The sequence below is a fragment of the Streptomyces sp. WAC05374 genome, from assembly GCF_004353505.1.
In the GTDB taxonomy this organism is placed as follows: domain Bacteria; phylum Actinomycetota; class Actinomycetes; order Streptomycetales; family Streptomycetaceae; genus Streptomyces.
In genome coordinates, this window is the sequence record NZ_SMNQ01000014.1 from 78,364 (window position 1) to 101,547 (window position 23,184).

The 23,184-nt window shown below is 71.0% G+C and carries 18 protein-coding genes; 8 read left to right on the forward strand and 10 right to left on the reverse strand.

Features of this window, described 5'->3' with window-relative positions; genetic code table 11:
• Positions 1–37: 37 nt before the first annotated feature.
• Positions 38–1,123: a hypothetical protein gene (locus E2B92_RS23950; RefSeq protein ID WP_160159779.1), complete on the reverse strand. Its 1,086-nt coding sequence runs from the start codon at positions 1,121–1,123 to the stop codon at positions 38–40.
• A 1,542-nt stretch (positions 1,124–2,665) separates the two neighbouring features.
• Here E2B92_RS23950 and E2B92_RS23955 point away from each other — a divergent pair.
• Positions 2,666–3,694, forward strand: a complete 1,029-nt coding sequence (locus E2B92_RS23955) for a lytic polysaccharide monooxygenase auxiliary activity family 9 protein (RefSeq protein ID WP_126883634.1) — start codon at positions 2,666–2,668, stop codon at positions 3,692–3,694.
• A 50-nt stretch (positions 3,695–3,744) separates the two neighbouring features.
• Here E2B92_RS23955 and E2B92_RS23960 read toward each other — a convergent pair whose 3' ends face one another.
• The 3 genes from E2B92_RS23960 to E2B92_RS23970 all read right to left on the reverse strand — a co-directional run bounded on the left by E2B92_RS23960 (position 3,745) and on the right by E2B92_RS23970 (position 7,069).
• Positions 3,745–4,794 (reverse strand): LLM class flavin-dependent oxidoreductase, encoded by a 1,050-nt coding sequence (locus E2B92_RS23960; RefSeq protein ID WP_126883635.1) that lies wholly within the window; start codon positions 4,792–4,794, stop codon positions 3,745–3,747.
• Positions 4,795–4,804: 10 nt separating this feature from the next.
• The gene (locus E2B92_RS23965; protein WP_126883636.1) at positions 4,805–5,668 is read right to left on the reverse strand and encodes an esterase/lipase family protein; all 864 of its coding nucleotides are present in this window, start codon (positions 5,666–5,668) and stop codon (positions 4,805–4,807) included.
• A 153-nt stretch (positions 5,669–5,821) separates the two neighbouring features.
• On the reverse strand, positions 5,822–7,069 hold the full coding sequence (locus E2B92_RS23970) for a cytochrome P450 (RefSeq protein WP_126883637.1): 1,248 nt from the start codon (positions 7,067–7,069) through the stop codon (positions 5,822–5,824).
• A 132-nt stretch (positions 7,070–7,201) separates the two neighbouring features.
• On the opposite strand from E2B92_RS23970, the gene E2B92_RS23975 reads away from it, so the two are divergent.
• Positions 7,202–8,686, forward strand: a complete 1,485-nt coding sequence (locus E2B92_RS23975; protein ID WP_235023951.1) for an FAD-dependent oxidoreductase — start codon at positions 7,202–7,204, stop codon at positions 8,684–8,686.
• A 157-nt stretch (positions 8,687–8,843) separates the two neighbouring features.
• Here the strand turns inward: E2B92_RS23975 and E2B92_RS23980 are convergent, their stop codons facing one another.
• Both E2B92_RS23980 and E2B92_RS23985 read right to left on the reverse strand, forming a co-directional pair.
• Positions 8,844–10,829 carry an FG-GAP-like repeat-containing protein gene (locus E2B92_RS23980; RefSeq protein WP_312846029.1) on the reverse strand — a complete coding sequence of 662 codons (1,986 nt, stop codon included), beginning with the start codon at positions 10,827–10,829 and terminating at the stop codon, positions 8,844–8,846.
• Positions 10,829–11,308 (reverse strand): hypothetical protein, encoded by a 480-nt coding sequence (locus tag E2B92_RS23985; protein ID WP_126883640.1) that lies wholly within the window; start codon positions 11,306–11,308, stop codon positions 10,829–10,831. The genes E2B92_RS23980 and E2B92_RS23985 overlap by 1 nt, the downstream gene beginning before the upstream one ends.
• Before the next feature lie 287 nt (positions 11,309–11,595).
• Between E2B92_RS23985 and E2B92_RS23995 the strand changes: the two genes are divergently transcribed.
• Positions 11,596–11,967: a hypothetical protein gene (locus tag E2B92_RS23995; protein WP_126883641.1), complete on the forward strand. Its 372-nt coding sequence runs from the start codon at positions 11,596–11,598 to the stop codon at positions 11,965–11,967.
• 384 nt (positions 11,968–12,351) lie between these two features.
• On the opposite strand, the gene E2B92_RS24000 is transcribed toward E2B92_RS23995, so the two are convergent.
• On the reverse strand, positions 12,352–13,311 hold the full coding sequence (locus E2B92_RS24000) for a DNA polymerase Y family protein (protein ID WP_126883642.1): 960 nt from the start codon (positions 13,309–13,311) through the stop codon (positions 12,352–12,354).
• A complete protein-coding gene (locus E2B92_RS24005) occupies positions 13,308–16,877 on the reverse strand; it encodes a DNA polymerase III subunit alpha (protein ID WP_126883643.1) in 3,570 nt (1,189 codons plus the stop codon). The genes E2B92_RS24000 and E2B92_RS24005 overlap by 4 nt, the downstream gene beginning before the upstream one ends.
• 141 nt (positions 16,878–17,018) lie before the next feature.
• On the opposite strand from E2B92_RS24005, the gene E2B92_RS24010 reads away from it, so the two are divergent.
• On the forward strand, positions 17,019–18,068 hold the full coding sequence (locus E2B92_RS24010) for a DUF3533 domain-containing protein (protein ID WP_126883644.1): 1,050 nt from the start codon (positions 17,019–17,021) through the stop codon (positions 18,066–18,068).
• A gap of 10 nt (positions 18,069–18,078) precedes the next feature.
• Here E2B92_RS24010 and E2B92_RS24015 read toward each other — a convergent pair whose 3' ends face one another.
• Positions 18,079–18,516 carry a PaaI family thioesterase gene (locus tag E2B92_RS24015; RefSeq protein ID WP_200836973.1) on the reverse strand — a complete coding sequence of 146 codons (438 nt, stop codon included), beginning with the start codon at positions 18,514–18,516 and terminating at the stop codon, positions 18,079–18,081.
• A 9-nt stretch (positions 18,517–18,525) separates the two neighbouring features.
• Positions 18,526–19,722 (reverse strand): ferritin-like domain-containing protein, encoded by a 1,197-nt coding sequence (locus E2B92_RS24020; protein ID WP_399430930.1) that lies wholly within the window; start codon positions 19,720–19,722, stop codon positions 18,526–18,528.
• A gap of 345 nt (positions 19,723–20,067) precedes the next feature.
• Between E2B92_RS24020 and E2B92_RS24025 the strand changes: the two genes are divergently transcribed.
• The 4 genes from E2B92_RS24025 (at position 20,068) to E2B92_RS24040 (ending at position 23,137) form a co-directional block, all read left to right on the forward strand.
• Complete coding sequence (locus E2B92_RS24025; RefSeq protein WP_160159780.1) at positions 20,068–20,526, forward strand: PaaI family thioesterase; 459 nt, start codon at positions 20,068–20,070, stop codon at positions 20,524–20,526.
• A 141-nt stretch (positions 20,527–20,667) separates the two neighbouring features.
• A complete protein-coding gene (locus E2B92_RS24030) occupies positions 20,668–21,327 on the forward strand; it encodes a TenA family transcriptional regulator (RefSeq protein ID WP_126883646.1) in 660 nt (219 codons plus the stop codon).
• A 43-nt stretch (positions 21,328–21,370) separates the two neighbouring features.
• Positions 21,371–22,063 carry a hypothetical protein gene (locus E2B92_RS24035; RefSeq protein ID WP_126883647.1) on the forward strand — a complete coding sequence of 231 codons (693 nt, stop codon included), beginning with the start codon at positions 21,371–21,373 and terminating at the stop codon, positions 22,061–22,063.
• A gap of 6 nt (positions 22,064–22,069) precedes the next feature.
• On the forward strand, positions 22,070–23,137 hold the full coding sequence (locus E2B92_RS24040) for a methyltransferase (RefSeq protein ID WP_126883648.1): 1,068 nt from the start codon (positions 22,070–22,072) through the stop codon (positions 23,135–23,137).
• The last annotated feature ends 47 nt before the right edge of the window (positions 23,138–23,184 follow it).

The window sequence follows — 23,184 nt, forward strand, 5'->3', positions numbered from 1 at the left end:
CGCGGCTCGCGCGCGGGGACCTTCGGTGCTCGTACGCTCAGTCCCTGGGGATGGTTCCCGTGCACTGGGAGAACGGCTTCTGCTGCACGCACTGGAACACCGGGCTCCACTTGCTGTTGGTGTCGGACGCGCCCGCGGCCACCGTGTCGGCGCAGGACTGGTCCGAGACGCCCCACAGCGCTCCGTCCGGCCAGCCGGCCTCACGGGTGCGGTTCTCCACCGAGGTGAGGCAGGCCGCCGGCGCCTTCAGGCGCTTGAGCTCCGCGACGAACTCCTGGTACTGGGAGTTCTTCGGCGCTGCGGCCAGCCGGTCCAGCCTGGCCTTGGCCTCGGCCCGCTGCTGCGGTGTCGCGTCCGGGTTCCGGTACGTCTTCAGGGCAGCGACGTTCTCTTCCACGATCTTCTTGATCTTTTCCTTGTCCTCGGGCTTCTTCGGCTGCGTCTTCGGGACCTGGGCAGCCAGCAGGCTGTCAGCGATCAGTTCCAGGACCTTCTTGTTGAACGCCCGGATATCCGCCGGTATGGCCGGGTCCGTGAGACTCGGCATGGCCTCGGCGAGTCCGAGCGCGAGCCTCCTGTACGTGTTCTTGTCCGCCTGCGAAGTCTTCGGGTCGTGGACGATCCTCAGCGATTCGTTGATCCCCGCCACGATCTTCGTCAGTGCGGCCTTGTCCGCCGCCGACGTTGCCGGGTTCTGGATGACCTTCAGCGCCGCGTTGATCTCCCCCAGGATTCTGTCGTACGTGGCCTTGTCCGCCGCCGACGTTGCCGGGTCCTTGGCGGCGGCCATCGTCTTGTCCAGCGTCGACTGGAGCTTGTCCTTCAGCTCCTTCGGCAGCTTGTCCAACTGGTCCTGGAGGTCCTGCTCCTCCGCCGGCGTGAGCCGCTGGAGCTCCCGCTTTTCCTGGCCCGGCGATTGCTGCTCCTCCGGTGGCGGCGATTGCTGCTCCTGCGGCGGGGGCGATTGCTGCTCCTCCGGCGGCGGCTGCTGCTCCTCCGGCGGGGGCGGCTGCTGCTCCTCCGGCGGCGGCTGCTCCTCCGGCGGCGGCTCGGGCGTGGGCTGGGCAGGCGAGGAGGCCGCGCCATGAGCCATGACGCCGGGCGCGGCCGTAGCGGTGGTCATGCCTACCGGAAGTGCGAGGGCGGCGGCCAAACACGATGTGCCGACGATGCGGGACACCTGCCGCCGAGCGATTTCGGGCATGAGGAATCCAAGTGCGCTTGTGGTGTACTGCTTAGCCCGGCTGGTGGGCCCGGCCCCCGAGGCGGGCCCCATGTCACCGGAGTCGCGGCTCAACGGTGCGCAGGCTCTACAAGAACCACTGTTGCCCCGGACGATGTATCCCGCAACCGGGGCGGCACGGCATGGCAACGGAGCCTGCTGACCAGCATTTAACGCCGTTCCGTTGCTGCCTCAACCACTGCGGATGCCGATCCGAGGCCCCATGGCTGCTTCACCTCGAAGGTGATAGTCGCATTGCCCTGATGGGCTCAGTTCTTCACCTCGTACACGATCTCGTCCTCGCCGGTGATATCCGCCCTGGACCTTGTAGCGGAGCTCCTTCCGCTGGTCCTCAAGGGCGACTTTTCCGTTCTTCGGCTTGTTCCACTTGGTCATCCCGATGGGCGGCCTGCCCACCGTCAGCTCCTGCACGACCTTCACGGCAGGGCCTTGTTCTTGGCCACCTCGTAGGTCGTGCCGATGGCGGTCAGCGGGACGTAGGCCGCCCGGACCTCCGCCTTGATGGTCGCGCCATCGTCGACTGACTCCATTGGGCTGGCCTGCAACGCCACGCGCCCTTCTCCTTGCTCACGTTCGTCAGGAGCGGCCACTTCGCCCCTACGTTCTCGATGTCGCCGAGCTCTTTGTCAGGGTCATCCGCTTCCACCAGCAGGAGGGTGGCGGTCTCGACATCGGATTCGGCATCGACGCGTACGGAGATCCTCTCGCCGGGCCGAGCTGCGTCATCTGGCGCGCGCGACCGTTGCTGAGCCCGTCGGTCGCTGGGGCGACATTGGGGGGCGCGGCGCGTCCGTCCTTGCCGTCCTTTCCAGCCGGCCCCGTCAGGCCGCGGGGACCGGGAAGTCCCCGTGGACCCGGCGGTCCTTGGGGCCCGGCTTGCCAGCTCGGGTCTGCAAGTCTGCGATCTGCTGTTTGCTGAGCGACGATCGCCGCAGTCTGGCCGGCGAACAGGGCAGCAGCCAAGGTGACGCTTCCGATTACGCGCCGTCGTCGTGGCTTGCTCGGCGCCGGTTCCTGCACCTCGGTGGCCATGGTCCCCCGCGGGCCGTGTGTGACGTGGAGTCCAAGGCGACCTGCTCCAGGACGGGAGCCGAACGGTGGCTCCCCGTGGGGACCATGAGGGAGCCACCCGCCACAGCATCAGGCGGACGTCGACGAACGGTGCACACCCTGCTGCCAAGGGCGGAGGACCGCGCGAAGGGCGGGTTCCTGAGCGTCTTCTTAGCGTCGCCTTAAGCGGAGCATAAGGATCCTCATCCACCGCTCCCAGCAGCGGATTTCGGCGTTCCGAGGGGCTAGCTTGCTGATCACCGGGGCTGGTCCGGACCGTCGGTGCCGAAGCCGGGGGGCTGCGCCGCCCGTTCGGAGCCCGGCCCCGTAACCCCCCACATCTGTTCGTCCCCGTCGAAGGAGAACGCCACCATGACTTCACGCCGCCGCACGGCCGCCGCCGCCGTCGCCCTGGGCGTCGGGCCGCTCGCGCTCGCCGGACTGGCCGCGTCGCCGGCCGTGGCGCACGGCACGATGACCGATCCGGTCAGCCGGGTGTCCGCCTGTTACGCCGAGGGGCCGGAGAGCCCGGACTCGGCGGCCTGCAAGGCGGCGGTCGCGGCGAGCGGGACGCAGGCGTTCTACGACTGGAACGAGGTCAACATCGCCAACGCGGCCGGCAACCACAAGCGGCTGATACCGGACGGCAAGCTGTGCAGCGCCAACCGTGACAAGTACAAGGGGCTCGACCTGCCCCGCGCCGACTGGCCGTCGTCGAAGCTGGCCGCCGGGAAGCACACCTTCCAGTACAAGGCGACCGCCCCGCACAAGGGCTCCTTCGAGCTGTACATCACCAAGGACGGTTACGACCCGTCCAAGCCGCTGAAGTGGTCGGACCTGGAGGCGAAGCCGTTCGCCAAGGTCACCAACCCCCGCCTGGAGAACGGCGCGTACGTCTTCGACGGCACCGTCCCCGCGAAGTCCGGCCGCCACCTGATCTACTCGGTCTGGCAGCGTTCCGACTCGCCCGAGGCGTTCTACACCTGCTCCGACGTGGTGTTCGGCGGCAAGGAGGCCGCCCCCGCCCCGACCGCGTCGGCGCCCTCCGACCAGCAGATCGAGGCCGGCCAGGACAAGTCGACGGTCGACCACGGCGGGCACGGCGGCGACGACCACGGCGCCGGCCACGGCGCGAACGGCAACGGCGACCAGGGCGCCGGCCAGGGCGGCGAGCAGTCGGCCCGGCCGTCCGCGCCCGCGAGCCCGGCGGCCGCCGAGGCCAACACGCTCCAGGCCAACGGCGCCGGCACCCCGTCGCCCGTCACCGCGGCGAGCGGCGAGAACCTCGCGGAGACCGGCGGCAGCGGCACCACCCCGTACCTGGCGGGCGGCGGCGCGGCCGTGCTGGCCGTCGGCGCGGCGGCGCTGTTCGCCGCCTCGCGCCGCAGGGCCACGCGGTAACGGACGGGACGAGGCCGGGGCCCGCCCGCACAGGGCGGGCCCCGGCTCCGTCATGCCCAGAACGGCATGATCCGTTCGTGGATCAGCCGCAACTGGGTGTCCACGTCCGCGACCCCGTCCAGGTCCCGGCCGGTGAAGGCGCGCACCAGGCCGCGGTCGGTGATCGGGCAGATGATGTGGTTGACCCCGCTCGGTTCGATCTCCCGGCGGATCTTGTCCAGGCACTCCTCCGGTGTGCCCGACACCGACAGCCTGTCGGCGACCTCCGGGGAGGTCAGCTCGATGCCCCGTGCGAGGTCACCCGCGCCGATCGCGTCGATCACCGGCTTCAGCTCCGCCGGATCGACGCCGTTGCGGCGCAGTTGCTCCTCCGGCATCGAGGAGGCGTAGATGCCGACCATCGACCGGGCGGCCTCCTTGGCCTTGGCCGAGTCCGGCCCGGTCGCGAAGACCACCCACGCCCCGATGTCCAGCGACCGCCAGTCCTTGCCGGCCCGCTCGGCGCCGGCGCGGATGTGGCTGACGGCGTAGTCGTACGCCTCGCGCGTGTAGCTGAGCGCGTGGTGGCAGCCGTCGGACAACTCGCCCGCCGCCTCGAAGGACTTGGGCCCCCGCATCGCGCCCAGCTTGACCGGCAGGTGCTCCTGCACCGGGCGGGCGAAGGTGAACAGCCCGTCGTAGCGGAAGAACTCGCCGTCGTACGTGAGGGTGCCCTCGTCCAGCAGGGTGCGCACCACGTGCAGCGCCTCCTTGGTGCGGGACAGCGGGCGCTGTCGGGCCCAGTCGATGCCGTACTGGGCGAGGAGGCCGAAGTTCCCGCTGGACAGCACGCCCTCGGCGCGGCCGCCGGACAGTTCGTCGAGGGTGGCGAGCGCCTGGGCGATCAGGGTGGGTTCGCGCAGGACGACGGAGGAGAGGCTGGGGCCGAAGCGGATGCGGCTGGTCTGGCCGGCCGCCGCTGCGAAGAGCAGCCACATGTCCTTGTGCCAGGTCTCGTCTGCGGCGTAACAGGCGTGGAAGCCGAGTTCGTCGGCGAGCCTGATGGAGGCCAGGGACTCGGTGAGCGGGTGGTCGGGGAGTAAGACGTGGCTGAACTTCACGGGTCACCCTTCAGTTGACGACCGACGCGCACGTGGTGGGCGTCGCGTGCGCCGGATCGAGCGCGTTCACGACCTCGTGGTACGCGATCCGGTCGAACAGCCCTATCGCCACGTGCTCGGAGAAGTCCAGGGGGCACAGGTCCTGGAGGAGCACGTTCCGGACGTTCGGTCCGTCGAGGAACTGTGAGCGGTACGGGGTGACGACCTCGTCGTACTTGGTGGCGATGACGGTGTAGCGGACGCCGGGCACGGTGTCGCCGCCCTCGTTGAGCTTGGTGAGGAACGGGGAGCCGGCCACCTGGTCGGCGAGGCCCGGGGTCTTGGCGTCCAGCAGGTCGGCCGCGCCGGGGAAGTACGGCAGCAGCTTGGTGAGCCCGAGGAGCGTGGTGCCGTGGTTGTCGGGCGCGAGACCGATGAGCGCGTTCACCTTGTCGGCGCCGCCGAGGAACTTGAGGTAGTGGCGGGGCATCATGCCGCCCTGCGAGTGGCCGACGAGGTCGGCCTCGGCCGCGCCGGTGGCGGCGAGGACCCTGTCGACGTACGCGTCGAGCTGCTCGGCGGACTTCTCGATGGGGCCGAGGCCGTGGAAGAAGGGCACGCCGGGCAGTTGGCCGTAGTCCAGCGAGAAGACGCAGTAGCCGCGCTTGACCAGGTAGGGGGCGAGGGCGAGCCAGTTGTCGACGGAGTTGCCGAAGGTGCCGTGGACGAGGACGACCGGGCGGGGATGGGCTGCGGAGGGCTTGCAGGTGTAGTCGTTCCAGCCGCTGCTGGGGCCCGAGGCCTGGGCGGCGGAGGCGGGGGCGAGGGTGGCCGCGACGGCCAGCAGCAGGACGGCACAGGCTCTGAGGGCACGTCGTATACGGGAGGGCAGCATCGAGTGGTCTCCTTGCGGCTCAAGGAATGGGGCGGGGGCGGTACGCCTTCGTGGCCCGGACCACTGGGGGCACGGCCGGGTATGCCGTGCTCATGCCAAGCTACGCACGGGTAGCGGCGACTGGGAAGTTACGCGTCGGTAAAACCTGACGTCCTACCACCTCACCGGCAGCCGCAGCGGGAAGCGCCGGATCGTCGCGGTGTCCCACCGCACCTTCCGCGCGGGCACCGCGAGGCGCAGCCCGGGGAAGCGCGCCAGCAGGGTGCCGACGGCCACCCGCAGCTCCGCCAGCGCCAGCGGCGCGGCGACACAGTGGTGCCCGCCCCAGCCGAACGTCATGTGGGGGTGGACGGGCCGGTCCGGGTCGAGCACATGCGGGTCCCGGAACACCTCGGGGTCGCGGTTGGCCGCCAGGTACGAGACGTGGACGAAGTCCCCCGCCGGGATGACCACGCCCTCCACCTCCACGTCCTCCAGCGCGATCCGCGGGATGCCGACGCCCTTGCGGAACGGGATGTGGCGCAGCAGCTCGTCCAGCACGCCCGGCAGCCGCTCGGGACGGCGCACCAGCTCGTCCCACTGGCCGGGGCGGGTGAGCAGGGTGTAGGCGATGTTGCTGATCTGGCAGGTGGCCGTGTCGTTGCCGCTCAGGATGAGCGTCACCGCGAGCACCGCCAACTCCTGGTCGTCCAGCGGCCGCTCGGCGTCGTCCGCGCCGGTGGCGGCCATGGCGCTGATCAGGTCCTCCCCCGGCGCGCGCCGCCGCCGCGCGACCAGGGCGGCGAAGTAGTCGCGCAGGTACCGCTTGGCGTCCGCCGCCGCCCGCCGCGCGCCGGGCGCGGTGGCCAGCAGGTCGTGCGTACGGCGCAGCAGGACGGGCCGGTCGGCGGGGGGCACGTCCAGCAGTTCGCAGATGGTGTGGTGCGGCAACCGGGTCGACAGGTGCTCGGCCAGGTCGGCGGGCGGGCCGTGCTCGGCCATGCCGTCCAGGAGGCGGCCGGCGACCCGCTCGATGGCGGGGGTCATGCGCTCCACGCGCCGCTTGGTGAACGCCCGGGCGGCCGCCCGGCGCAGGCGGCCGCTGTGGGGCGGGTCCAGCACGTTGACCGATTCCGGGGAGACGATGGGTTCCGGGGTCAGGCGTGGATAGTCCCGGCCCACGATGGCCGCGCGGCTGAACCTCGGGTCGGTGGTCACCCGCCGTACGCCCGCGAAGCTGGTGACCAGCCACGCCTCGGCGTCGCCGTAGGGCAGGCGGACGCGGGTCACCGGGCCCCGGGCCATGAGGTCCGCGAGCAGGGGGTCGAAGTCCAGCCCCTCGCTGAAGTCGAAGGGGCAGGAGACCGCGTCCGGCCATGTGGGCGTTTGTTGGCCGTCCCGCGACGCGGCCGTTCGATTCATGGGCATGTTCCGCATATGCCGCATCTTGCGGCAGGTGGCCGTTGCCTGCACTCCAGAGCCGTGACCGACGGCAGAAAGCGGTGAGAGATGCCCGCCGACCCCCAGCGAACCGCCCCGCACGCAGGAACACCGGTGCACGGCGCCGTGGACGTCCTGGTCGTCGGCGCGGGCCCGACCGGCCTCGCCCTCGCCTGCGACCTGGCCCGCCGTGGCGTCCGTACCCATGTCGTCGAGGCGGGCGAGCGGCTCTTCGGCGGCTCGCGCGGCAAGAGCCTCCAGCCCCGCACCCAGGAGGCGCTCGACGACCTCGGCGTCATGGCGGAGCTCAGGGCGGCCGGCGGCCCGTTCCCGCCCATGCAGACCTGGCGGCAGGGCCGGCGGGACGGCACCTGGCGGCTGCTCGAACAGGACCCCGAGGCGCCGGCGTCACGCTACCCGGAGCCATGGCTGGTCCCCCAGTGGCGTACGCAGGAGATCCTCCGCGACCGGCTGCTGGCCCTGGGCGGGACCCTGGAGTGCGGGACCCGGCTGACGACCCTGCACCAGACGGGCCGGCACGTGCTGGCCGAGCTGACGGACGCCGGCGGTGGCCGCCGGACGCTGACCGTGCCGTACCTGGTGGGCTGCGACGGCGGGCACAGCACCGTGCGCGAGACGCTGGGCATCGCGATGAAGGGCGAGGAGGGCGACCTGCACCCGGCCGTGGTGGCGGACGTACGCGTCCGGGACCTGGACCGCGACCACTGGCACATCTGGCTGGACGACCCGGACCGCCGGGGCGTGGGCAGCCTGCTGCTGTGCCCGCTGCCGGGCACCGACGCGTTCCAGCTCAACGCCCGCGCCGACGACGAGGGGCGCGACCTCACCCCGGACGCGGTGCGGCGGCTGATCGCCACCCGCACCCACGTACCCGCCGACGCGGTCACCGAGGTGCTGTGGCACTCGTACTACCAGCCGCGCACGGCGCTGGCCGAGCGGTTCCGCGACGGGCGGGTCTTCCTCGCCGGTGACTCCGCCCACGCCCACCCGCCGGGCGGCGGACAGGGCCTGAACATCAGCGTCCAGGACGCCTACAACCTGGGCTGGAAGCTGGGCCAGGTGGTGCGCCACCACGCCCCGGAGGCCCTGCTCGACAGCTACGAGGCCGAGCGCCGGCCCGCCGCCGCCCACGTGCTGGAACTCAGCTCCCGGCTCTACCGGACGGGCCGCAGCCCGGAGGGCGGCAGCGAGAAGGCCCGCCACCGCGGCCGGCTCACCCACCTGCTCTCGGTCCACTACCGCGAGAGCGCCCTGAGCACCGAGACCCGGGAGCGGCTGTCCGACACGGCCGTCCAGGCCGGTGACCGCGCGCCCGACCTGCCGTGCGTCACGGAGGACGGCTCCTCCCGGCCGCTCCACGAGCTGCTGCGGGGCCCGCACTTCACGCTCCTGGCGGTGGACCGCACACCGCCCCGGGTGCCGTCGGACGTCGTCACGCACCGGGTGACCGGCGGCGCTGCGGCCGAGCGGCTCGGCGCGGGCCTGTTCCTCATCCGCCCGGACGGCCACCTCGGCCTGGCGACCGATGACCCTGCGCACCTGAACCGCTACCTGACGAAGGTGGGACTCGCGGACTAGCGGGCCCCGGCCGCCCCAGCGGCCCCGGCACCACGGGGCGGATGGGCAGCTCCCGAGCGGGCCGACGCGGCTTGCCGACCCGGTCCCGGCCGAACCGATCAACGGCGTGGTGCCCGCGGCCGGGTCACGGCCGCGGGCACCGGACCCCGTACTGGTGTCAGTTCGCGGTGGTGAGGGAGACGTTGTCGAGGGTGATGGCGGTCTTGGCGGGGTTCCCGCCGATCTCGAAGTTGAGCGATCCGGTGGTGGTGTCGATGGTGGAGGTGAAGGTGTAGGTGTGGCGCTTGACGCCGGTGGTCAGGTCGGTGACCTGGTCCAGGGTGGAGGTGTAGGGCTCCTCACCGAGCTGGACGATGGCCCGCATCTGTGCGGCGGCCGACGCCTTGGCGTCGAAGGTGAGGGTGTACGTGGCGCCCTTGCGGAGGACGACATTGCTCTGTCCGACGATCGCTTCCCACGAGGAGGTGGTGTCCGCCTCGACGGTGGCGAGCAGCGCTCCGTCGGCCTGGGCGATGGAGGCGCGCTCGGCGGCCCACCAGCCGTCGGTGTCGGTGGTGAAGGTGCCGTTGCGGACCAGGTCGACGTAGTGGACGGGTCCCGGGGTGACGATGGAGGTGCCGAAGCCGCCGTTGCCGTTGCCCGGGTAGGCGTGGACGCTGCCGCTGGTGTGGAGGGCGATCAGGTCGCTCTTGCTGTCGCCGTTGTAGTCGGCGGCGGCGACCAGGCGCATGTTCTGCCAGCCCTCGCCGGTCTTCTTCGCGCCGTGGAAGGTGCCGTTGCCCTTGCCGGCGTAGAGGTAGAGGGCGCCGGTGTTGTGGACGGCGTAGATGTCGGCCTTGTTGTCGCCGTTGAAGTCGCCGGCGGTGAGCAGGCGCATGTTGGACCAGCCGGAGCTGGTCACGGTCCCCGAGGCGAAGTTCTTGCCGTTGCCGGGGTAGAAGAGGAGGTTGCCGTTGGTGTGGGCGGCGATCAGGTCGCCCTTGTTGTCGCCGTTGAAGTCCGCGGCGGCGAGCAGGCGGATGCCGCCCCAGCCGCTTCCGGCCACGGAGGATCCGGTGACGCCGTTCTTGCCGTTGCCCGGGTACAGGTAGAGGCTGCCGTTGGTGTGGGTGGTGAGAATGTCGGCCTTGCCGTCACCGGTGAAGTCCGTGGCGGCGAGCAGGCGCATGCCGCTCCACTTGCCCTCGCTGACCTTCACCCGCTTGCCGAACTTGCCCTTGCCGTCCCCCGGCTGGGCGTACAGGTGGTCGTCGGCCGCGTCGATGGTCAGCAGGTCGGCCTTGCCGTCGCCGTTGAAGTCATCGGCCGTCATCAACTGCGACCACGACCGACCCACGGTGGTGGCGACCCAGTCGCCCACATCATCCGTGCGCGTGGCGACGGCGTCGGTACGGGTCTCGGTCTCCCCCACACACCCGCCCTGACGCGACCGGGTGGCCACACCCACCAGCTCGACGCGGCCTTCGGCCTCCCGCAGCAGCGGGGCGCCGGTGTCACCCTTGCACAGGGCGTCGTCCGCGGTGGCGCCGGCCAGGGTCAGCTCGGTGTCGGAAAGGGCACCGACCTTCATCGACGCGGTGTGGGCCGCGCGGGGTACCCACTCCGTCTTGGTTCGGCCGAAACCGACTGCCTGCAGGGTGTCGCCCTCACCCGCAGGGGAAGCGGCCAGCCCGATCGGCGCCATACCGGTGGCCGGTGTCGCCAGGCGGGCCATGACCAGGTCACCGCTGGGCGAGGGGACGAGTTCGACGACCTCGGCGACGTGTCCGCCGGACCCGGTCAAGGAGCTTCGGCCAATGGTCGCGGTGGTCTTGAGTGCGGGCTTACCCGGCGCAACGCTCGTGGGGTTGGTGGGGTCGGCGGCAAAGCAGGCCGCGGCGGTCAGCACCCACTGACCGTCGACCAAGGTGCCGGAGCAGGAACGGGCGGGTTCACCTTCGCCGATGTGGAGGCGAGCGACGGATGCCTGGGCACCGGCGGGCGCGTCAGCACCGGTGGCGGCCGTGGCTGGAGCACCGGTGAGCATGGCCGAGCTGCCTGCAGCGGTCAGTACCAAGGCGAGAACGGCGGGACGCGTGCGGATACGGAGCACGGTGGACATCTTCCTTGCGGTAGGACGGCTGGTGGTTGCGGTGGGCCTCATCAGCCGGTGACGCGAAGCTCGACGAGCACCGAGCGCGGTCCCTTGTCGACGCCCTCGCCAAGAGGCTGGTAATCGTTGGCCTCCGCCACGACCGTGGTCTTCTTGCCGTCAGCGGTAAGAGTCGCCTGTACCGGATGTGCCTCCGTCCAGATACCGAAGGCGTCAGGCATTTCCAGAGTCAGATAGCCTCGCTCGGCATTGACGTCGAAGCAATAGCTCTTCTGCCCACGCGTCTTGACCAGGATGTCCGGAGTCCCCTCACAGGTGGTCAACGTGATGTGACCGTCACCACGTCGCAGCACGACCTGCTGGGTCTCCTGAATTCGTGCGGCGCCGGGGTAGGCGAAGTCCTCCACTGCCCACGGTACGTCTACGGCCGCAGCCGGCTCCGCCTGGTGCGGGGCGGCGTTTGCGGCGCCGAACGCCGAGATTCCGCCGACTACCGAAAACGCACCAACAAGACCGCTCAACACGGCCATGCGAACACGAAACTACTTGCGGCAGCACAGGCTGCGAGGACATCGCGAGGCATATTCAGCGGCAAATCGGCGGCACGCGCCACCGGATCACTGATGCTTACGGTGCGCCTACACTCGGAAAGTACCGAGGCCAGGATACGCGATGGGCTCATCACGACGTCGTGATCAAAGATGGACGCGTGTACGACGGCTGGACGGATAGATATGGCGAGTCCATAGACGTCTACCGAAGCCGCTTCGAGTACGGTGAATACCTGAGATTCGACCCACTGGACTGAGTGAGGATCATGGAATACCGACAGTTGTTTGCCGACGTCAGGAGGCGTCCGGGCAGCTATGGACTCAGCGGCTCCTTCAGGGAAGCCGTGGCGTTCATCAATGGATGCGACGCCGGAAATTCGTGGGGGCTGCTCGTTGGCTTCCGCGAATGGCTGGCCCTTAAGGCCAACACTGAAGCGAATCTGGCGTGGCCATTTCTAGTCTTGGAGATAGCGCATGTGACAGCCGGAGACTCTGAGGCAGGATTGGCACTATCCAGTGCTGACGAGGTGAAAGCACTTGAAGTGTTGTTCGAGGAATTGGACTCATTTCTGACCGCCAGGAATGGCGCTCACGGAGCGACCGTCGTTATTGCGAAATATCTACAGAGGCGCGGTTGACAAAAAATCAGAAGCCCTGCCGAGGTGCTGTCTCGGTGGGGCTTCTGTGCTGTCTGACGGCAACGTCACGGACGACCGCTGCGGCAGGTGGGTCTTCAGGTTGCCCTTGGCCGCTGAGGACGTGACCCAGAGGCAATGCCGGCGAGCTGCACTCTTGGGGCCTGACACCACTGCTACCGTATATGCGGGCCGATTGCTTAGTGCCGTGCGTCGTCGCCTCCACGCCGACGAAGTTTCGCCGTTATACGTCTGCGACGCTTTCAAAGTTGCCTCCCGCCTCTGTGAACGGGCGGCGGCACAACCACCCCTTCCGTTCTCACCTCCGCTCCAGACCGGATGCCAAGGGCATGCCCTGGAGTACGTCGTCTGGATCGGGGCACACCCTCACGCCGCCAGCGAGCCCGGGACGATCGCGCCCGGGCCGAACCGGGCGCGGGCCTTGTCCGCCGCCGCTTCGAGCCGGCGGGCCTTGTCGTCGGCAGGGTCGAGGGAGAGCTGGTGCGCGGCCTTGTCGGCGGGCATCAGGCCCTCGGCGCGCAGCCCGATGGAGCGCACCCGGGCGCGCTGGAGCCCGAGCGCCTCGTGCATCGCGTAGGCGGCCTCGGCCAGGGTGGCCGTGTGGGCGGTCGGCTCACGCAGGGTGCGGGTGCGGGTGGTCGCCGACCGGTCGGCGTACCGCACGGTGAGGGTGAGTGAGCGGCACACCTGCTGCTCGCCCCGCATCCGGGCGCCCAGTTCGCCGGCGAGGGAGAGCAGGGCGCGGCGGTGCCGGTCCTGGTCCAGCTCGTCGCGGCCGAAGGCGCGGTCGGCGGCGACCGACCGGGACGCGGCGTTGGGGACGACCGCCGTGCGGTCGACGCCCTGCGCCCGCTCCCACACGTCGCGTCCCGCCCGTGCGCCCACGATCCGCTGGAGGACGGCGAGCGGCGCGGCGGCGACGCGTCCGATGGAGTCGAGCCCGTACGAGCAGAGCGTCCGTGCGGTGGCCGGGCCGACGCCGTACAGCGCGGCGACCGGCTTGTCGCGCAGGAACGCCTCGGGGTCGTCGACGACCAGGGTCGTGCCGGGGGCCGCGTCCCGTGCCGCCATGCGGGCCAGCATCGGGTTGGGCCCGGCGCCGATGACGCAGTCCACGCCGTGCAGGGCGAGCGCCCGGACGCGGATCACGGCGGCCAGCCCGGCGGGGCCGCGCCCGAAGTACCGTACGGCGCCGCCCACGTCGGCGAGCGCGGCGTCGGGCGGGGCGGCCTCGACGACGGGCGTGAACTCACCGAGCAGGGCGACGAGTTGGGGCAGCAGTGCTTCACGCGACGGCTCCAGCCGGAATCGTACGTAGAGAATCATCCCGCGCTCCCCTGACTCTGGTGCCACAGCTTCTTCGGAACCGCCGTCCCGTCGCCCGCCGGGCGGAGGTCCGCCCAGGGGTTCATCTCGTATCCGGTGGGCATCGTGATCCGCCGCCCGCTGTCGGGCGAGGAGGCGGCCACCGGCTCGGCCAGCCGTGCCGCGACCGCGTCCAGGCCGCCCTCGCGCCGCAGTTCCACCAGTTCGGCGAGGTTCCAGGCGGCCGAGGCGACCACGCTGAAGCTGCGCGGCCCGCGCCGCTGGACCACGCCGCGCACCAGCAGCAGCCAGGAGTGGAAGACGGTGTGCGCGCACGCCTCGTGGCTGTCGTCGAAGAAGGCCAGGTCGACCAGGCCCGTCCCGTCGTCGAGGGTGGTGAAGATGACGCGCCTGCCGGACCGGACGGGCGGGGTCTGGGTGGCCACCTTGGAGCCCGCGACCAGCACGGTCCGTCCGTTCGGAACCGCCCGCAGCCGCTGCGCGGAGACCACGCCGAGCTCGGCCAGGAAGGCGTGGTGGTCGCTCATCAGGTTGCGCGAGGCGTCCATGGAGAGCACGCCCAGCTCGGCGCTGAGCCGTTCGGCGTCGTCGAGGTCCGGCAGCCCGATGGGCGCGGACGTGCGGCCGCCCGCGAGCGGGAGCTGGTCGCCGTACGAGCCGGACCCCCGCTGGAGCCGGTGGAGTTCGGCGAGGTGCAGCAGCAGGTCGCGCCGGTTGGCGCCGAACTCGTCCAGCGCCCCGACCTGGGCGAGCCGTTCGGCGACGGGGCGGCTGGGGCGGGCCCGTTCCCAGAAGTCCAGCAGGGAGGCGTACGGCTGCCCGGCCTCGATCCGGGCGGCCTCGGTCCCGCTCATGCCGTGGACGTCGGAGAGCGCCAGCCGCAGTCCCCACTTCCCCAGCGAACCGGACACCAGTTCGATCCGGTGTGCGACCGCCGACCGGTTCACGTCCACCGGCAGTACGGGCACCCCGCGCCGCCGCGCGTCCGCCAGCAGCAGCCGCTTGGGGTACATGCCGGGGTCGTGCGTGAGCAACCCGGCGTAGAAGGCGGCCGGATGATGCGCCTTCAGCCACGCCGACTGGTAGGTCGGCACGGCGAAGGCCACCGCGTGCGCCTTGCAGAAGCCGTAACTGCCGAAGGCCTCGACGATCTCCCAGGTGCGCGTCACCACGTCGTCCGCGTACCCCTTGGCCTTCGCGTGCCGGGCGAACCAGTCCTTGATGCGGCCCTGCGACTCGGGGTCGGACAGCCCGCGCCGCACCGCGTCGGCCTCCTCACGGCCGCAGCCGGTCATGATGTCGAGGATCTTGATGATCTGCTCGTGGAAGACGACGACTCCGTACGTCTCCCTCAGCGCCTCCTCCAGGTCCCGGTGCGGGTAGCGCGCCGGTGCCCGGCCGTGCCGGGCCTCGATGAACGGCCGCACCATGTCGGCCGCGACCGGGCCGGGACGGAAGAGGGAGATGTCGACGACCAGGTCGTGGAAGGTGGCCGGCTGGAGCCGCCCCACCAGGTCGCGCTGGCCCGGCGACTCGATCTGGAAGCAGCCGAGCGTCTCGGCGGAGCGGATCAGGTCGTACGTGGCCGGATCGCCGGGCCGCACCTGCCCGGGGTCGTCGATGTCGACCACTTCGCCGCTCGCCCGCTCGATCTCGGCGACCGCGTGGGCCATCGCCGACTGCATCCGCACACCGAGGACGTCCAGCTTGAGCAGGCCGAGCTCCTCCACGTCGTCCTTGTCGAACTGGGACATGGGGAAGCCCTCGCCGCTCGTTGGCACCACCGGCGTACGGCTCAGCAGCGAGGCGTCCGAGAGCAGCACCCCGCACGGGTGCATGGCGACCCCGCGCGGCAGCGCGTCCAGCGCCTCGACCAGCTCCCACAGCTTGCCGTACTTCCCCCGCTCACCGGCCAGTTCCCGCAGCTCCGGCAGCTCGTCGAGGGCGGCGCGGGCGTCCCGGGCGCGGATGTGCGGGAAGGCCTTGGCGATCCGGTCGATCTCGGCCGGGTCCATGGAGAGGGCGGCGCCCACGTCCCGTACCGCGTGGCGCACCCGGTAGGTCTCCGGCATGGCGACGGCGGCCACACGCTCCGGCCCGAAGCGGCCGAGGATCGCACGGTAGACCTCCAGGCGGCGGGCGGACTCCACGTCGACGTCGATGTCGGGCAGCACGGGCCGCCGCACCGACAGGAAGCGCTCCATCAGCAGGCCCTGCTCGACGGGGTCGGCGTGGGCGATGCCGAGGAGGTGGTTGACCAGGGACCCGGCGCCGGAGCCCCGGGCGGTGATCCGGATGCCCATCTCGCGGGTGTCGTCGACGACCTGGGCGACGGTGAGGAAGTACGAGGCGAAGCCGAGCCGCTCGATGGTGCGCAGCTCGTCCTCCAGACGGGACCAGTACTCCCCCTTCCGGTCGAGGCCGCGCAGCACCATCCCGGCGGCGCAGCGCGAGCGCAGCACCCGCTCGGCGGTGCGCCGGCCGGCGCCCACCAGGTGCGCCTCGGGGAAGTGGACGGTGCCGATGCCCAGGTCGTCCTCGGGGTCGACCCGGCACGCGGCGGCGGTCTCCTCGGTCAGGGCGAGGAGCCGGTGCGCGGTGTCGCGGCGGAACCCGGCGGCCTCGGCGACCCGCTCGGCGGTGGCCGCCATCGCGGCCGGGTCCTTGAGCCAGCGTTCACCGCTGTCGAGGCCCTTGCGGGGGTCGATGGGCACCAGGCGGCGGGCCGCGTCGAGGACGTCGGCGACCGGACCCTGGCCGGGGTCGGCGTACCGCACGGCGTTGGTGAGCACGGCGCGCACGCCCTGCTCGGCGGCGAGGCCGAGGGTGCGGGCGGCGTGCCGCAGCGAGCCGGGTCCGGTGCCGGTGCGGCCGTGATGGACGACCTCCAGGCGCAGGGCGTCGCCGTACGCCTCGCGCCAGGGGGCGAGCAGCCGGGCGGCGAGGTCGGGGCGGCCGGCGGCGAGGGCGCGGCCGGCCTCGGAGTCGGGGCCGAGGAGGACGGTCAGGCCGTCGCCGTGGTTCTCCGACCAGGGCAGCAGGGGGCCACCGGTCCGGGCGCCGCGCCCGGCGGCGCGTGCGGTGCCGCGTCCGGCGGTGGGTCCGGCGGCGGGTCCGGCGGCGGGTCCGGAGGCGGGTCCGGAGGTGGGTCCGGAGGCGTCTTCGGGGGTGGACTCCGGCAGGGGGCCGTTCCCCTCCGCGTGTGCGGCGGTGATCAGCCGGCACAGGTCGGCCCAGCCCTGGCGGGAGCGGGCGAGGAAGAGCGCGCGGGGCGCGGACTCGTCCACGAAGGCGCCGCCGCGCACGGGGGTGCGGCGACGCTCGGTGCGCGGGCCCTCCTCCCGTACCGGCCCACCGGTCGCGAGGTCGACCCCGAAGAGCGGGCGCACGCCCTCCTTGGCGCAGGCCGCGGCGAAGCGGACCGCGCCCGCGACCGTGTCGCGGTCGGTCAGGGCGACGGCGTCCATGCCGCGCTCGGCGGCGCGCGCCACCAGCCGCTCCGGGTGGGAGGCCCCGTACCGCAGGGAGAAACCCGAAACGGTGTGCAGATGCGTGAACCCTGGCACCCGCACCTCCTGGATCAATCCGAATCTCACCTCCCCCACTACCACCATAGACCAAGTTCGAACGCATGTACGACCACGCGGGCGTCCGCCATTCGGCCCGTCCCACCTGCGTGAACGGGGCCCGCCCCGGAGCGTGGGGACATGAAGCTCGCCGCCGAAGTCAAGAACGCCGTCACGCCCCGGGCCGCGCTGCTGGTCATCGGTGTGCTCGCCCTCCAGTTGCTGTTCATCGCCTCCTACGTGGGCGCGCTGCACGACCCGAAGCCGAAGGAGGTGCCCTTCGGGGTGGTGGCGCCGGGAGCGGCGGCCTCCCAGGCGGCCGGGCGGCTGGCGGGCCTGCCCGGTGATCCGCTGGACCCCCGGGTGCTCGGCGACCGGGAAGAGGCCCTGCGGCAGATCATGGACCGGGAGATCGACGGCGCCCTGATCATCGACCCGAGGGGGCCGACCGACACCCTGCTCGTCGCCTCCGGCGGCGGCACCGTGCTGGCCAACGCCCTGCACACGATCATCACGGAGGTCGAACGGCCGCAGCGGCGCACGGTACGGACGGTGGACGTGGCTCCCGCCTCCGCGCAGGACTTCGACGGCCTGTCCGCGTTCTACCTGGTGGTGGGGTGGTGCGTGGGCGGCTACCTGCTCGCCTCGATCCTGGCGATCAGCGCGGGCTCCCGGCCCGCCAACCCCCAGCGCGCCGTCATCCGGCTCGCCGTCCTGGCGCTCTCCGCGCTCCTCGGGGGCCTCGGCGGCGCCGTGATCGTCGGCCCCGTCCTCGGTGCCCTGCCCGGCAGCGTCGCCGCCCTGTGGGGCCTGGGCACGCTGGTGGTCTTCTCGGTCGGCGCGGTCACGCTCGCGCTCCAGGCGGTCTTCGGGATCGTCGGCATCGGCCTGGCGGTCCTGCTGATCGTGATCGCGGGCAACCCGAGCGCGGGCGGCGCCTTCCCCGCCCCCATGCTGCCCGACTTCTGGCGGACGATCGGCCCGGGCCTGCCGCCCGGCGCGGGGACCTGGGCGGCGCGCTCGATCGCGTACTTCAAGGGCAACGCCCTCTCGGGCGCGATGCAGGTCCTCGCCATCTGGGCGGTCATCGGCACCGTGCTCACGCTGGTGATGTCGGCGGTACGGAGGCGGGACGGGGCCGACGAGCGGCCGGACGGCACACCCGCCGGCGCGGACACCGGCCGGACCTGAGCGGGTCAGCTCACGACACGGTCCTGATGCAGGCGGTCGCCGTCGCCACGGCGACGGTCCGGCCCTCGGGGTCGAGGAGCTCCCCGGAGAGGAAGCACACCTCCCGGCCCCGCTGCACCACCCGGCCGCGCCCCACGAGCCGCCCCGGCCGGGCGGGCCGGAGGAACTGGACGTGCAGGTCCAGCGTCGGGGCGAACTGCCCGGGCGGCAGGGTGGCGACCAGGGCGGGGCCCAGGGTGTCGTCGAGCATGGCGGCCAGGAAACCGCCCTGCACGCTTCCGGCCGGGTTCAGGAACTGCTCCCCCGCGTGGAAGGCGACCTCGATGGTCGCCGCCTCGGGGTCGACCGCGACGAGCTCCCAGCCCAGCGTCGTGGCGGCGGCCGGCGGCGGGACGCGCCCGGCCCGGACGTCCCAAAAGAACCCTTCGCGCTGCTCTTCCATGGTCATGGGAGGACCCTACGGGTTCGCCGCCCGGTCCGGGCCGCCCCCGGAGCCGGGACCGGAACCGGGGCCGGTGGCCGGACCGGAGCCGGTGGCCGGACCGGAGCCGGAATCCGCGCCCAGGGATATCGCGTCGTCGACCTCCTGCCGGCGCGCGCCCAGTTCGGCCTCGTACCGCTCCCGGTCCACCGCCTCGGCGATGTCCTCGTCCTGCCGCATGAGCGCTTCCAGGTCACCCTTGGCGTTGTCGAGGATCCCCATGTCGGTGTACGCGGCCCGGACCCGCTCACCCCACAGGCCGACGTCCTTGACGCAGGGCACGACCCGGCTGAACAGCAGTGACTGGTAGAGGCGGTACATCTCGGAGTTGTCGACGAACTCCATGCACTCGTCGAGCGGCAGCCCGAGCTGTTCGTACACCTCCCGGCCCTTGAAGCGGTCGCGCAGCAGGTAGCAGCCCTCGACCACGAACTCCTCACGCTCGGCCCGCTCGGCCGTGGTGAGCTGGGCGTAGTAGTCCTTCAGCGCGAGCCGCCCGAAGGCCACATGACGGGCCTCGTCCTGCATCACATAGGCGAGAAGCTGCTTGACCAGCGGGTTGGTGGACACGTCCCGGAAGAGGCCGAAGGCCGCGAGGGCCAGGCCCTCGATGAGGACCTGCATGCCCAGGTAGGGCAGGTCCCAGCGGGAGTCCTCCAGCGACTCGGCGAGCAGCTTGGCGAGGTCCTGGTTGATCGGGTAGTACATCCCGACCTTCTCGCGCAGGAACCGCGTGTACAGCTCCACGTGCCGCGCCTCGTCCATGGTCTGCGTGGCCGCGTAGAACTTGGAGTCCAGGTCGGGCGCGGACTCGACGATGCGTGCCGAGACGTTCAGGGCGCCCTGTTCCCCGTGGAGGAACTGGCTGAACAGCCACGACCCCTGGTGCCGGGTGAACTCGACGCGCTCCCGCTCGGTCATCCGGTCCCAGACCCGCGAGCCGAGCAGCGGGTTGAACTCGTCGGGGAGCCCTGCCGCGTTGTCGGGATCGACCTCGAGGTCCCAGTCGATGCGTTTCTGGGCGTCCCACTGCTTGTCCTTGCCCTTCTGGTACAGGTTCAGCAGCCGGTCGCGCCCGTCGTCGTAGTCCCAATTGAAGCGGGTGGCCCCCGCCATCGGTACGTTCCAGATCTCCTTGGGGGCACCCGGGACGTAGAAGTCGAAGAAGCTCACTGGTGTCCAGACCTTCCGAGAGCGAGAGCGAGAGAGCGAAAGCGAAAGCGCGTGCCCGTCTTCGTGCCCATGGATCAACCGTCGGATCTACCGTCGGGTAAATTAGACTCCCCGTCACCACGGGTCAAGGGCGTGAGAGCATTCCGCCGAGGCCAAGGGGAGTTGGCCGAAAACATGCGCTCCATTCATGATCGACATTCCCCGGATCACGCGCCTTGACAAGCCGTCAGGCCGCTGTCAAGAATCGGTGGCACTTGATGCCCCGAAATCCGGCATGCGCTGATCATGCCGCGCGTACGGTTCGGCTCCCGGTCCCTCCCCACAGGAAAGAAGGGAAGCCTCGACGTGTCCGAAACGCACCTCGAGCAGGAAACCGTTTACGATCGCCTGGGCGATCTTCCGCCGGTCGCGGAATTGATCTCCTGGAAGCTTCTGGGACTGGACCGGGCGGCGAATTCCATCCATCTCTCGTTCACCGCCGCCAAGGAGTTCACCAATCCCGGCGGGACCGTTCACGGCGGATTCATCACCGCCATGCTGGATGAATGCATGGGTTCCGCGGTGGTGGGCCTCACCGAGGCGGAGTTCCTTCCCTCGACCATCTCCATGACCACCGATTTCATCAAACCGGTGTTTGTCGGTGAGGTCTTCGGCGAGGGCCGGATCACCTCGATGGGCGGCAAGTCGGCCTTCCTGGAGGGGAAGCTCACGGACGCCGGGGGCACGACGCTGGCCCGGTCCGTGGCCGCCTACCGCCTGCTGCCGTGGCCGGAGCACCTCAAGCCCCGGCCCAAGCGGGGCTGACCGCCCCGGGCGACGCACGACCACGCATTCGCACGACCACGCATTCGCACGACCACGCATTCGCACGTCCGCACCATCCGCACGTCCGCACCATCCGCACGTCCGCATCGCGAGCAACGAATCTCCGGAAGGAAGCGGAACATGAGCAACTTCGAAAAGCTGCTGGCCGCCACGGAAGACGAGTTCAGGAGCGAGATCGAGCAGAACCCGCTGATCGAGGTGGTCGCCGGCGGGCAGATGAAGCGCGAGCACTACATCAGCTACCTGCGCGAGACGTACCACATGGTCCGGCACACCTCCAGGATGCTGTCCCTGGCCGGCGCCAGGCTCGGTGACGACTACCGCGAGCTGCGGGACTGGTTCTTCGAGCAGGTCCAGGAGGAGAACAACCACGACCTCTTCTGCATCAAGGACCTGACGAACCTCGGCGAGAACGCCGAGGAGGTCCTCGCGGTGCCGCCGAAGCCCGGCTCCTGGGGCCTGGTCGCCCAGAACTACTACATGGCCACCTACGGCAGCCCGCTCGGCATCCTCGGCGTGGCGAGCCTCACCGAGGGGCTCGGCGCGGACCTCGGCAAGTCGATGGCCGACCTCCTCAAGAGCGAGTACGGCCTGGAGAAGAACCAGATCTCCTTCATCAAGAGCCACGCCGGATTCGACGCCCGGCACATCGAGGACGTGAAGAGGGCGGTCAACGAACTCCTCGTCAAGGAATCCGACCTGGACGAGGTCGTCCACGGCAGGCGGATGACGATCCACTACTACGGCCGGATGTTCCGGGACGTGCTGGCGAGCGCCTGAGCGGTCGCGGCTCCTCCGGCACCTCGACGTCAAGGGAGATGACGTGCCACCGAAGCGCAGCTCGGTACTGGACAACGAGGAACGCGAATCATTCATCACGCACACGGCCGCCCCGCCCGATCACGACGTGCTCCGGGAGTTACGCAAGTACCAGCTCTCCGAGATCACCGAGACGTGGGAGGAGGAGGACTACCGGGACTTCCTGAAGAAGGCCCTCACCCCGCTCGGGCTGTTCCGGGAGGAATTCCTGCCCGGTCAGTCGTCGAGCTGCTACCGGATCACCTTCAGCGGTGAGACCACGGCGATCTTCCGGCTCACCCCCACGGAACCCGGCTCGGTGTTCCACCAGGTCATCCCGGGGGCGGCCGGGAAGAAGATCCTCGAGGTGAACAACGTCGCGGTCGAGGAGAGTTTCCGGGGAGACCTCCTGCTGGGCGTGATCCTCCGGGACTGCGCACTGCTCGCCCACGAGAAGGGCTACGACTTCGTCGCCGGGGTGGTACGGCACGACATCCTCCCCCTGTTCGTCGATTTCGGCACCATTCCCGTGCGGCACGACCCCCTGCACGTCCTGGGGGACGAGAACATCCACGATTACGTCACCTACTTCATGACCCACCGGCGTGAGCACATCGACTACGCCTGTGCCCGGGGGTACCACTACTTCCACCGCAAGGTCACGATGAACGCGATCGACGCGGACGTACGGCGTTCGCGCGAACGCGCCGGGCGGTGAGGGCCGATGGACGACACGGCACCTGAGACCCCCGCGGCCGCCCCCGCCCCGGAGGCCATGCCCGCGAGCACGCGGCTCCTGCTGCCGGTGCTCCAGATGATGGCGGCGAAGGCCGTGCACACCGCGGCCGAACTCGGCCTCGCCGACCTGCTGGCCGAGCGCCCGTACAGCAGTGCCGAACTGGCGGAGAAGACCGGTGCCCACCATGGGTCGCTGCGCCGGCTGCTGCTGGCCCTGGCCGGTCTGGGCGTCGTCACCCAGGGGGACGACGACCGCTTCTCGCTGGCCGCGCTCGGGCAGCCCCTGCGGCGGGACGCCCCCGACTCGGTGCTCGGGCTGGTGCGGCTCGGGTGCGGGCCGGAGGTCTGGCGGGCCTGGGAGCACCTGCTGCCGAGCGTCCGCACCGGGCAGCCGGCCTGGGAGCTGGCGCACGGGGTGGACTGGCTCGGCTTCTACGCGGACAACCCCGAGCGGGCCGCCGTGTTCCACCGGTCCCAGGCCGAGCACACGCGCGACACCATGCCCGGCATCCTGGCCGCCGCCGACTTCTCCCGCTTCCCCACGGTGGTGGACGTGGGCGGCGGGGACGGCACGCTCATGGCGCACGTCCTGTCGTCCCACCCCGGACTTGAGGGCGTGCTGGTCGACCTGCCCTCCGGACTCGCCGGCGCGGCGGGCCGGCTCGCCGCCGCGGGCGTCACGGACCGGTGCCGGGTGGTCGGCGGGGACTTCTTCACCTCGGTGCCGGAGGGCGGGGACGCCTACGTGCTGAAGGAGATCCTCCACGACTGGGAGGACGACCGGGCGGTCGCCATTCTGCGTACCGTCCGGGCGGCCATGCCCCCGGACGGCCGGCTGGTCGTCGTCGAGCGGGTGCTGCCGGAGCGGGCGGCAGCCGGTCCGGTCGAGGCGCACCTGTACCTGCGTGACCTGCTGATGCTCACGGTCACCGGGGGCAGGGAACGCACGGAGCAGGAGTTCCACGCGCTGTTCGGGGCCGCCGGGTTCGCTCCGGCCCGGACGTCGCACCCCCTGCCGTCCGGTTACCGGGTGGTGGAGGCGGTACCGGCCTGAGGGCCGCCTGGGGAACGGTCATGACAGGGCCCCGGGACGCCGGTTCG

Excerpts from the sequence above, each read along its gene's own strand:
- E2B92_RS23950 (WP_160159779.1), bottom strand. The coding sequence starts at position 1,123 with ATGACCACCGCTACGGCCGCGCCCGGCGTCATGGCTCATGGCGCGGCC.
- E2B92_RS23955 (WP_126883634.1), top strand. The coding sequence starts at position 2,666 with ATGACTTCACGCCGCCGCACGGCCGCCGCCGCCGTCGCCCTGGGCGTC.
- E2B92_RS23965 (WP_126883636.1), bottom strand. The coding sequence starts at position 5,668 with ATGCTGCCCTCCCGTATACGACGTGCCCTCAGAGCCTGTGCCGTCCTG.
- E2B92_RS23970 (WP_126883637.1), bottom strand. The coding sequence starts at position 7,069 with ATGAATCGAACGGCCGCGTCGCGGGACGGCCAACAAACGCCCACATGG.
- E2B92_RS23980 (WP_312846029.1), bottom strand. The coding sequence starts at position 10,829 with ATGAGGCCCACCGCAACCACCAGCCGTCCTACCGCAAGGAAGATGTCC.
- E2B92_RS23985 (WP_126883640.1), bottom strand. The coding sequence starts at position 11,308 with ATGGCCGTGTTGAGCGGTCTTGTTGGTGCGTTTTCGGTAGTCGGCGGA.
- E2B92_RS23995 (WP_126883641.1), top strand. The coding sequence starts at position 11,596 with ATGGAATACCGACAGTTGTTTGCCGACGTCAGGAGGCGTCCGGGCAGC.
- E2B92_RS24000 (WP_126883642.1), bottom strand. The coding sequence starts at position 13,311 with ATGATTCTCTACGTACGATTCCGGCTGGAGCCGTCGCGTGAAGCACTG.
- E2B92_RS24010 (WP_126883644.1), top strand. The coding sequence starts at position 17,019 with ATGAAGCTCGCCGCCGAAGTCAAGAACGCCGTCACGCCCCGGGCCGCG.
- E2B92_RS24015 (WP_200836973.1), bottom strand. The coding sequence starts at position 18,516 with ATGACCATGGAAGAGCAGCGCGAAGGGTTCTTTTGGGACGTCCGGGCC.
- E2B92_RS24030 (WP_126883646.1), top strand. The coding sequence starts at position 20,668 with ATGAGCAACTTCGAAAAGCTGCTGGCCGCCACGGAAGACGAGTTCAGG.
- E2B92_RS24040 (WP_126883648.1), top strand. The coding sequence starts at position 22,070 with ATGGACGACACGGCACCTGAGACCCCCGCGGCCGCCCCCGCCCCGGAG.